We start from the raw sequence: 9,613 nt of genomic DNA on the forward strand, positions 1-9,613 counted from the left end.
GTGGGAATGGGTCGTGACGCCCGAGCGGGGCGGATTCGTCGACATCCCCGCCGTCTCGATCGCGACACTCGACCCGGCGAGCGCCCGGGTGGTTCCCGTCTCCTCGGGGACGCTGCGGCTGACGGTCGACCCTCCGCCGCCGGTCCTCCCCTCCGCCGTTGCGCCCCCCGCCGCGCTCCCCGCTCGAACCGGCTTCCCTCCCGCCGCCGCGGCCGCGGCGGCGATCGGCGCGGCGGCGATCCTCCTGCTCGGGTTCTGGATCGGACGGCGCCGGGCTTCGGTCCCGGCCGAATTCGCTCCGACGCCGCTCGCTGCCGGCCCGGGCGCCGCCGAAATGGACGTCGACCGCCTCCTCGCCTCGCTCGAGGCGGACGCGGCGGCCCGAGGCCGGGAAGCCGCGGCGCGCGTCGCCGACTGGCGCCGGAGGTGGGACGAGATCCGATTCGCTCCTCATTTCTCGTCGCGGGACGAAGCCGAGGCGGCGCTCGAGGAGGAGATCCGCGCCGCGGCGCGGGGACGGCGGAGAAAGTAGGCTCCGCGGCCGTCCGCACGGCCTGCGCGTGCTAACATTTTCGACTCCATGTCCTCGGTCTACACCCTCGAAAACGCGCGGCTCGAAGACTTCCTCGAGCGGCACAAGGCCTACTACCCGTACTCGGGTGAAATCGAGATCGACCGGTTCCTGCGGGAGATCCTCCAGAAGGCCAACGAGTTCGTTCCGTCCGAGGCGGGATCGATCCTCCTCGACGACCCGGCGACCAAGAACGTGGAGGACCGGTCCGAAAGCGACCTCGTCTTCATCGCGACGTTCGGCCGCCACGCGCCCGACATCCTCGGGCAGCGGATGAGCGCACGGATCGGCATCGTCGGCCACGTCTACGTGAGCGGCGTCGCCTACATGACGCCCGACGTCGTCGACGATCCCTATTTCTATCCGTCGATCGACATGACGACGCAGGCGCAGACCCGCTCCGTCCTCTGCGTCCCGATCAAGATCGAATCGGCCGTGTGCGGCGTGCTCGAGCTCATCAACCGGGAGGGCCCCGAAGGATTCGTCGGAAAGGATCGCCGGCTCATCGAGATCTTCGCCGACTACGCCTCGATCTCGATCCAGAACCTCCTCGACGCGCGGCGCGCGCACGAGGTCGCCAAGCGCGACGGGCTGACGGGCCTCTACAACGACCGGTATCTCCACCTGCGGCTGTCGCAGGATCTCTCGCGCCTCGCGCGCGACGGCGGAGATCTGTCGCTGATCTTCCTCGACCTCGACAATCTCAAGGCGGTCAACGACCGGCACGGGCATCTGGCCGGAAGCCAGGTGCTGAGAGAAATCGGCTACATCCTCGCCAAGACCGTCCTGGACGAGCGGGCGACGCTGACGCGCTACGGCGGGGACGAGTTCGTCCTGGTGCTTCCGGGAACCGGGCTCGCGGAGGGATTCCACGTCGCCGAAACGGTTCGCGACGCGATCCGCGGCGCGGTCTACCTGTCGCGCCCGTACGGGTTCAACGAGCCGCCGCTTTCGCTGCGAAACCTGTCGGCGTCTCTCGGGATCGCCTCCGTCCGCGAGAACACCACTCCCGGTGCTCCGATCGAGCAGCAGAAAAATGAGCTCCTCCGCGCCGCCGACGCCGCGATGTACCGCGCGAAGGAGGCGGGGAAGAACCGGACGCAGAGGGCGCTGCCGGGAATTCCGCATCCGACGGCCAAAGCCATGTGAGGGAAGAGCGGGCGCGGCGGAACGGGCCTCGTCCGGCCCCTGCGGCCCGCCCGAATCCGTCTTCCCGCCTCGCCGGGCTCCCCGGTCCGGTGAACCGGATCGATCCTCGGAGCCGAACCTGCTCCGTTTGAACGGGCCCCGGCGCCCATGATAATTTCCGCCTGCAAAAAAGGAGAAGCGGCATGTCTTCCATGGTCAGAAACGTGGTCGAGGCGCGGGAAGTGCTCGACAGCCTCTCGCGGCACATCCTCGTCGACGGCTATCACGTCGTCATGGACCTCCAGAAGAGCCGCGGTTCCTACCTGTACGACGCCCGGAGCGACCGGTACATCCTCGACTTCTTCACGAACTTCGCGACGTGCCCGATCGGCTACAACCATCCGCGGCTCAGGACGATCGACTTCCGCGAGCGGCTGGCCGACGTCGCCACGAACAAGCCGGCCAACAGCGACATCTACACGCAGGTCTATGCCGAGTTCGTCGAGACCTTTTCCCGCATTGCCGTGCCCCCTTCGCACTCCGGTCATCTCTTCTTCGTCGAGGGAGGAGCGGTCGCCGTCGAGAACGCCCTGAAGACCGCGTTCGACTGGAAGGTCCGGAAGAACCTCGCCCGGGGCCTGCGCGAAGAAAAGGGCCGGCAGATCATCCACCTGAAGAACGCGTTCCACGGACGCACGGGCTACACGCTCTCGCTGACCAACACCGCGGATCCGCGCAAGACCCAGTACTTCCCGAAATTCGACTGGCCCCGGATCACCTGCCCGCGGCTCTCTTTCCCGGTCACCGAAGCGGTCGTGGCCGAAGTCGAAAAGCTCGAGGAGCAGGCGGTCTCGGAGATCCGGCGCGCGGTCGAGGAGCGGCGCGACGACATCGCCGCCCTGATCATCGAACCGATCCAGGGGGAAGGAGGCGACAACCACTTCCGCCCCGAATTCTTCCGAAAGCTCCGCGCGCTCGCCGACGAGCACGAGTTCCTCCTGATCTGCGACGAGGTGCAGACGGGCGTCGGCACGACCGGCGCGATGTGGGGATGGCAGAACACCGGCATCGTCCCGGACATCTTCGTCTTCGGGAAGAAGACGCAGGTTTGCGGGATCGCGGTCAACTCGCGGATCGACGACGTCGACTCGGTCTTCAAGGTCTCGTCGCGCATCAACTCCACCTGGGGCGGCAACCTCGTCGACATGTTCCGCGCGACCCGGTATTTCGAGATCATCGCCGCCGAGAACCTCGTCGACAACGCGCGCGCGGTCGGAGAACACCTCCTCGTCAAGCTCCAGGCGCTCGCCGAGGAGATGCCGCACCTCGTCTCGAACGTCCGGGGAAAGGGGCTGTTCCTCGCGCTCGACCTGCCGAGCACGGAGCTTCGCGGAAAGGCGCTCGAGGCCTGCCTGGCGGAAGGCCTGATGGCGCTCGCCTCGGGGTTCCAGGCGATCCGGATGCGGCCCGCCCTCAATTTGACCGCCGCGGAAGCCGACGAGGGCGTCGAGAAGCTCCGCCGCGCGCTTCGAAGCCTCGCTGCCTGACGCGCGGCTCCTCCTCGCCTCCGCGTCGCCGCGGCGCGCGGAGATGCTGACCGCGCTCGGAATCCGCTTTCGGGTCGCGCCCTCCGGGATTCCGGAGGATCTGCTCCCGGGCGAGAACGCCGTCGCTGCGGCACGCCGGCTCGCCCGCACGAAGGCTCTCGACGCCGCGCGCTCGACGGACCTCCCGGTTCTCGCGGCCGACACGCTCGTCTTCCTCGAGGGCACGGTCTTCGGCAAGCCTGCCGACGCGGCGGACGCCCGGCGCATGCTCGCCGCGCTCTCGGGCCGGAGCCACTCGGTGGTGACGGCGGTCGCGCTCGTCGCGGGCGGCCGCGTTCACGAGCGCGCGGGGGTCTCGAGCGTGCGGTTCGCCCCGATGACGGACGCCGAGATCGCATGGTACGCGTCGAGCGGCGAGCCGATGGACAAGGCGGGCGCCTACGCGATCCAGGGAGCGGGGGCGCGGTTCATCGAGTCGATCGAAGGCTCTCCCAGCAACGTGATCGGGCTCCCGGCGCGCGCCGTCTACGAGCTGTTGCGGGAGGCCGGTCTCGACGATCTGGCCCTTCCGGCGCTCCCTGGAAACGCGCGATGAAACGCGGGATCGTGTGGTTCGCGCCGACGCTGGGCGCCGCCCGGCGGGCACGGCAGCGGGCGGAAGGAACGACGGGACATCCGGACGGCGCCGCATCGCCGCGAGCGACGGCCGATCTCGTCCGGGCGCTCTCGACCGGAGAGCCGGTGCGGGTCGTCGATCCGCCGCGCCCGAGCGCGTCCTGGGAGCGCGCGAAGCGGAAGATCCTGCTGCCCGCCGCTCCGGGACTCCTCCGGGACGCCATCGGGGGAATCGCCGCCCAGGAGCCGCCGCCCGGAGGAGAAAACCGGCGCGGCGGGCCGACCCGCGCGCACTGGATCCCCGGCGACCTCACCGACGAGCGGGCCGCCGCGCTCCTCGGGTCGCCTCCCGTGCCTTCCCTCTGGATCGTCGAGGACTTCCGGAAGCTCCGCCTGTCGGCCGGCATGCGGGCGCGGGTCGAGCGGGAGGGCGTCGGGATCGCCGCGTATCGCGCGCTTTCGCCGTTCCGGGCGAGGCGGCGCCGGGCCCGCCGCGGTAGAATCGGCCGATGAGGTATTTTCCCGCCGCCGCGCTGCTCGCGCTCGCCGTCGTCCGCCCCGCCGGAGCCGCGGCCTCCGAACCGAAGGGGGCGCTCCCGTTCATCGAAAACGACTACGCGCGAGCTCTCTCGGAGGCGCGCTCCCGGAAGCTGCCGATCTTCGCGGACGCCTGGGCGCCCTGGTGACACACCTGCCGGTCGATGAGGGCGTTCGTCTTCACGGACGCGGCCCTCACGCGGCAGGCCGGGCGGTTCGTCTGGCTCTCGATCGACACCGAAAACGGCAAGAACGCGGGCTTCCTGAAGAAGTTCCCGGTGGACGTCTGGCCCTCGATGTTCGTCATCGACGCCGGCTCGGAGACCGCCGCCATGCGGTGGGTGGGGGGCGCGACGACCGCGCAGCTGCTCGGCATCCTCGCCGACGGCGAGCGGGCCGTTCGCCGCACGCGGGGCGGCTTCGAGGAGGCGCTCGCCCGCGCCGACCGTGCCTACGCCCAGGGGAAGAACGCGGAGGCGGCGAAAGAGTACCGCGAGGCGATCGCGAAGGCGCCGCGCTCGTGGCCGCGTTACGGCCGGACGGTCGAGTCGCTCCTCTTCGCGCTCGACCAGTCGCACGATCCGGCCGGATGCGTCGAGACCGCCCGCGAGGCGTTCCCGCGCGTGCGCCATTCCCCTTCGGCGGTCAACGTCGCCGGAAACGGACTGGGCTGCGCCGTCGAGCTTCCTCCGACGTTTCCGCGCCGCGGCGAGCTCGTCGCGGAGTTCGAGAAGGACGTCCGCGAGGTGATGGAGGACCCGAAGCTCACCATGTCCGGAGACGACCGGTCCGGCCTCTACCAGACGCTGATCGACGCGCGCGAGGACGCCAGGGACGCCGCCGGGCAGCGGAAGCTCACGGAAGAGTGGTCGGCGTTCCTCGACGGGGCGGCGGCGCGGGCGAAGACGGTCGAGCAGCGGACGTCGTTCGACTCGCACCGCCTTTCCGCGTATCTCGCCCTGAAGGAGCCGGAGAAGGCGGTTCCGATGCTCGAGCAATCGGAGAAGGACCTGCCGGACGACTACAACCCTCCGGCGCGCCTCGCGCTCGCCTGGAAGGAGCTCCACGAGTGGGACAAGGCGCTCGCGGCGTCCGACCGGGCGCTCGCGAAAGCGTACGGCCCGCGCCGGCTCGGAATTCTCCGGACGCGCGCCGAGATCTTCCAGGGCCGAGGCGACGTCGCATCGGCGAAGGCGACCCTGGAGCGGGCGATCGCCGAGGCGGAAGCGCTCCCGGAAGGGCAGAAGAACGCGGGGATGGTCGCCGCCCTCCGGAAGCGGCTCGAGGCGCTGGAGAAGCCCCCATCGCCTTCCTGACGCGCGGGCCCGACGCTTCGCGGCGAACGTCCGTATAGACCTCGTCATGTCGACTCTCGAGAAGACCGCGCCCACGTTCGGGATCTACAACGACTACTACGGCTTCCGGGAGTCGCCCTTCAACATCACTCCCGACCCGCGCTTCCTCTTCTTCTCCGACCGCCATCGGGAGGCGTTCAACCACGTTCTCTTCGGCATCCGCGAGCGCAAGGGATTCATCCAGCTGACCGGAGAGGTCGGCGCGGGAAAGACGACCGTCTGCCGCGCCATCCTCGAGGAGCTCGGCCCCGCGTACCGCACCGCCCTCGTGCTCAACCCCTGCATGACCGCCGCGCAGCTTTTCCGGACGATCCTCACGGAGTTCGGCCTCCCCCGGCGCGCCGACCGGACCGCGAGCCTCGAGACCCTGAACCGGTTCCTCCTCGAGCAGGTCGGGGAACAGCGCGACGTCGTCCTCATCATCGACGAGGCGCAGGACCTCGACGACGATCTCCTCGAGCAGGTACGGCTGCTCTCGAACCTGGAGACGGATCGTCGAAAACTCCTCCAGATCGTCCTGATCGGCCAGCCCGAGCTCCGGGAGAAGCTGGACGCGCGCGGTCTGAGGCAGCTCCGGCAGAGGATCACCGTCCGCTATCACCTGACGCCGCTCGATCGAGGCGAAACCGAGCGGTACATCGAGCATCGAATGAACGTCGCCGGCTGCGACCGGGCGCCGACCTTCACGCCGTGGGCGATCCGGAGGATCCACGGATACTCGCGCGGAATCCCGCGCCTCATCAACGCGGCCGCCGACAAGACCCTCCTCGCGGGATTCGTCGCCGACGCGGACCGGCTGACCGCTCGGCACGTGGCCCGGGCGCTCCGCGAGCTCGAAGGAAAGATTCGATGAGCCTGATCGACGACGCCTTGAAGCGCGCCCGCGACGAAGCGGCCCGGCAGGAGGAGGCGCATCGCCGCGAGAAGCGCCCCTGGGTCCCTCCCCCGCCGAAAAGATCGCGCCGCCGCGCTCCCGTCGTGGTCGGCGGGGCAATCGTCGCCGCCGCCCTCGTCGCCGGGGTCGGTCTCCTTCTGAGCCGGCCGCCGTCCCCGCGGTTCCCGGCGGGAAATCCGCCGCGCGTCTCTCCGCGGGTCCCGCCCCCCGCTCGCGACGCGGCGGCCGGCGGTTCCGCGGCCGCCGCCGTTCCCCTTCCCCCGGTCGCCGAAACCGTCGAGGTCCCTCCGCCGACGGAAGCGAAACGGGGACGAGAACCGGAAGCTCCGGTCCGCCAGACCCGCCCGGCGACTCCGGCTCCCGCTCCGGCCGCCGCGCCTTCCTCGCCCGTGTCCGCGGCGCCGTCCACCCGCGGCGGCGCGCCTCCCCTCCGTGACGGGAAGACGTTCGCGCGCGTGGTCGACCTCCCGGGAGGGGAGAAGATCGATCTCGAGGGAATCGTCTACTCCGAGACGAACCCCGTCGCCGTCATCGGCGGAAGGGTCCTTTCCCCCGGCGGTTTCGTCGGGGACTTCCAGATCGTCGGGATCGAGGAAAACCGCGTCACGCTGCGGGGGCGGGGCGTCACGATCTACGTGACCCTGGGCTGATCCTCCCGCCGGTCCGCTCCATTCGGCCGGCGGCGTGCCCCGGAAGCCTGCGGCCCGGCGCGGACTCCGCCCGGCGACGATTTCACGCCCTTGCGCGGAGCCACCGCGGCGGCCCTCTCCGCCCGGCTCGCGCCGGGGGAAGGCGGGCGTTCCGCTTCGTGGAACTCGAGCGTGTGGGCGTGCGTGAACTCCGCCCCGATCAGCACGATCAGGCTCGCGTAGTAGATCCAGAGCAGGATCAGCACGACCGAGCCGGCCGCGCCGTAGGGCGTGGCGACGGCGCTCCGCCCGAGGTACTCCCCGATCGCCCATTTCCCGACGACGATCAGGAGAGCCGTGATGACGGCCCCGAGCACCACGTCCCGCCACTCGACTTCCGCGTCGGGGAGGATCCGGTAGATCAGGCCCAGCAGGATCGCGATCAGCAGGTACGAGACGCACACGTCGGCGGCATGGAGGAAGCCGACGGGAATCGACGAATGGGCTTCGAAATATTCGCGGAGGGCCGAGAGCGCCGCCGAGAACGCCAGCGAGACGACCAGCAGGAAGCCGGCCGCCAGCAGCAGCGCGAACGAGAGGAGCCGTTTCCGGAGAAGCGTGCGGAACACGTGGCCGGGGCGCGGCGCGACTCCCCACACGGCGTTCAAGGCGCCCTGGAGCTGGACGAAGACGCCCGACGCGCCGGAGAGCAGCGTCACGATCCCGATCGCGCTGGCGAGCCCGCTCGCCTTTTCCGTCGCGACGTTCCGCAGGACGTGCTGGATCGTTTCCGCCGCCTCGCGACCCATCAGCCCCGCGAACTCGCGGACGACCTGGCCCTGCACCGCGTCCTGGCCCCACACGAGCCCGGCCACGAAGATGATCACGAGGAGGACGGGCGCGAGCGAGAACAGGGTGAAGAATGCGAGCGCGGCGCCCTGCGTCGCGATGCCGTGCTCGAAGAAGTCTTCGGCCATCCGCTGGAGCGTCCGGCCGAAGCGGCCGATCCCGGTGCGCCATCGGGTCGTCATGCGGGGACAGTCAGCACGGCGTGTGCCACACGACCAAGCGGGGAGGGCGCGGCATATACAATCCCCGCCAGATGGAAGGAGGGTCCATGGCGAAAGCCAAATCCGCTTCGGTCGCCCGCCGTTCCCCCCCGCGCGAAACCCGCCCCGCCAACCCCTTCGAAACCGCGCTCGAACAGTTCGACCGCGCCGCCGACATTCTCGGCCTCGATCCCGGGATGCGCGAGGTGCTCCGCCGGCCGAAGCGCCAGCTCATCGTTTCCGTACCGACGAAGATGGACGACGGCTCGATCCGCGTCTTCGAGGGCTATCGGGTCCAGCACAACATCGCGCGCGGGCCGGCCAAGGGCGGGATCCGCTATCACCCGCAGGTCACGCTCGACGAGGTGAAGGCCCTCGCCTCGTGGATGACCTGGAAGTGCGCCGTCGTCAACATTCCCTTCGGCGGCGGCAAGGGAGGCGTGATCTGCGACCCGAAGAGGATGTCGCAGGACGAGCTCGAGCGGATGACGCGGCGGTTCACGTCGGAGATCTCGATCATCATCGGGCACGACCGGGACATCCCCGCGCCCGACGTCTACACGAACCCGCAGGTCATGGCGTGGATGATGGACACCATCTCGATGACGAAGGGGTATTCGACCCTCGGCGTCGTGACCGGCAAGCCGATCGCGGTCGGGGGCTCGGCCGGGCGCAACGAAGCGACGGCGCGCGGCTGTGTCGTCACGATCGTCGAGGCGTGCAAGGAGCGCGGGATCGATCCCGCCCGGGCGACGGCGGCGGTCCAGGGCTTCGGCAACGCCGGATCGATCTCCGCCCGGCTCCTCTGGGAGATGGGAACGAAGATCATCGCCGTCTCCGACACGGGAGGGGGGATCTACAACGCCTCCGGACTCCCGATCGACCAGGTCATCGCCGCGAAGGAGAAGACCGGGTCGGTGCGGGGCTTCGCGGGAAAGGCCGAGAAGATCTCCGGCGACGCGATCCTCGAGGTCGCCGCCGACGTCCTCGTCCCCGCCGCTCTCGAAGGCGTGCTGACGGCGCAGAACGCGCCGCGCGTCAAGGCGAAGATCATCGCGGAGGCCGCCAACGGCCCCACCACGCCGGAGGCCGACGATCTCTTCCGGAAGAAGGGCATCCTCGTCGTTCCGGACATCCTCGCCAACGCGGGCGGCGTGACCGTTTCCTACTTCGAATGGGTCCAGGACCTCTACTCGTTCTTCTGGGACACCGAATTCGTCTACGGACATCTCCAGAAGACGATGGAGCGCGCGTTCCGGGAGGTGTTCACGGCCGCGCGCGACCACA

At 69.8% G+C, this 9,613-nt stretch carries 11 protein-coding genes; 10 read left to right on the forward strand and 1 reads right to left on the reverse strand.

Annotated features, from left to right (window positions below; all coding sequences use genetic code 11):
* From VFS34_00565 to VFS34_00605, 9 genes are all read left to right on the forward strand, one after another.
* The coding region (locus VFS34_00565; protein HET9792923.1) for a hypothetical protein at positions 1 to 532 on the forward strand (532 nt) is incomplete at its 5' end.
* Between the two features lie 48 nt (positions 533 to 580).
* The gene (locus tag VFS34_00570; protein ID HET9792924.1) at positions 581 to 1,720 is read left to right on the forward strand and encodes a sensor domain-containing diguanylate cyclase; all 1,140 of its coding nucleotides are present in this window, start codon (positions 581 to 583) and stop codon (positions 1,718 to 1,720) included.
* 182 nt (positions 1,721 to 1,902) lie between these two features.
* Positions 1,903 to 3,246, forward strand: a complete 1,344-nt coding sequence (lat, locus tag VFS34_00575) for an L-lysine 6-transaminase (GenBank protein HET9792925.1) — start codon at positions 1,903 to 1,905, stop codon at positions 3,244 to 3,246.
* Positions 3,239 to 3,841, forward strand: coding sequence for a Maf family protein (locus tag VFS34_00580; GenBank protein HET9792926.1), 603 nt, complete (start codon positions 3,239 to 3,241; stop codon positions 3,839 to 3,841). The genes lat and VFS34_00580 overlap by 8 nt, the downstream gene beginning before the upstream one ends.
* Positions 3,838 to 4,374 (forward strand): hypothetical protein, encoded by a 537-nt coding sequence (locus VFS34_00585; protein HET9792927.1) that lies wholly within the window; start codon positions 3,838 to 3,840, stop codon positions 4,372 to 4,374. The genes VFS34_00580 and VFS34_00585 overlap by 4 nt, the downstream gene beginning before the upstream one ends.
* Entirely contained in the window at positions 4,371 to 4,547 is a 177-nt protein-coding gene (locus VFS34_00590) for a hypothetical protein (protein HET9792928.1), read from the forward strand. Before VFS34_00585 ends, VFS34_00590 begins: the two co-directional genes overlap by 4 nt.
* Positions 4,548 to 4,562: 15 nt before the next feature.
* Complete coding sequence (locus tag VFS34_00595; GenBank protein ID HET9792929.1) at positions 4,563 to 5,714, forward strand: tetratricopeptide repeat protein; 1,152 nt, start codon at positions 4,563 to 4,565, stop codon at positions 5,712 to 5,714.
* Positions 5,715 to 5,760: 46 nt separating this feature from the next.
* On the forward strand, positions 5,761 to 6,606 hold the full coding sequence (locus tag VFS34_00600; GenBank protein HET9792930.1) for an AAA family ATPase: 846 nt from the start codon (positions 5,761 to 5,763) through the stop codon (positions 6,604 to 6,606).
* Positions 6,603 to 7,298, forward strand: a complete 696-nt coding sequence (locus VFS34_00605; protein HET9792931.1) for a hypothetical protein — start codon at positions 6,603 to 6,605, stop codon at positions 7,296 to 7,298. The genes VFS34_00600 and VFS34_00605 overlap by 4 nt, the downstream gene beginning before the upstream one ends.
* On the opposite strand, the gene VFS34_00610 is transcribed toward VFS34_00605, so the two are convergent.
* The gene (locus VFS34_00610) at positions 7,280 to 8,308 is read right to left on the reverse strand and encodes a YihY/virulence factor BrkB family protein (protein ID HET9792932.1); all 1,029 of its coding nucleotides are present in this window, start codon (positions 8,306 to 8,308) and stop codon (positions 7,280 to 7,282) included. The two genes, VFS34_00605 and VFS34_00610, sit on opposite strands and share 19 nt — an antisense overlap.
* Positions 8,309 to 8,394: 86 nt before the next feature.
* Between VFS34_00610 and VFS34_00615 the strand changes: the two genes are divergently transcribed.
* Positions 8,395 to 9,613 (forward strand): Glu/Leu/Phe/Val dehydrogenase (locus VFS34_00615; GenBank protein ID HET9792933.1); only part of this gene is annotated, 1,219 nt, incomplete at its 3' end.

The organism is Thermoanaerobaculia bacterium, assembly GCA_035717485.1.
GTDB lineage: Bacteria > Acidobacteriota > Thermoanaerobaculia > UBA5066 > DATFVB01 > DATFVB01.

What these genes read in the sequence shown, in the direction of transcription:
- VFS34_00570 (HET9792924.1), top strand. Translation starts at nt 581, where the DNA reads ATGTCCTCGGTCTACACCCTCGAAAACGCGCGGCTCGAAGACTTCCTC.
- lat (HET9792925.1), top strand. Translation starts at nt 1,903, where the DNA reads ATGTCTTCCATGGTCAGAAACGTGGTCGAGGCGCGGGAAGTGCTCGAC.
- VFS34_00585 (HET9792927.1), top strand. Translation starts at nt 3,838, where the DNA reads ATGAAACGCGGGATCGTGTGGTTCGCGCCGACGCTGGGCGCCGCCCGG.
- VFS34_00590 (HET9792928.1), top strand. Translation starts at nt 4,371, where the DNA reads ATGAGGTATTTTCCCGCCGCCGCGCTGCTCGCGCTCGCCGTCGTCCGC.
- VFS34_00595 (HET9792929.1), top strand. Translation starts at nt 4,563, where the DNA reads ATGAGGGCGTTCGTCTTCACGGACGCGGCCCTCACGCGGCAGGCCGGG.
- VFS34_00600 (HET9792930.1), top strand. Translation starts at nt 5,761, where the DNA reads ATGTCGACTCTCGAGAAGACCGCGCCCACGTTCGGGATCTACAACGAC.
- VFS34_00605 (HET9792931.1), top strand. Translation starts at nt 6,603, where the DNA reads ATGAGCCTGATCGACGACGCCTTGAAGCGCGCCCGCGACGAAGCGGCC.
- VFS34_00610 (HET9792932.1), bottom strand. Translation starts at nt 8,308, where the DNA reads ATGACGACCCGATGGCGCACCGGGATCGGCCGCTTCGGCCGGACGCTC.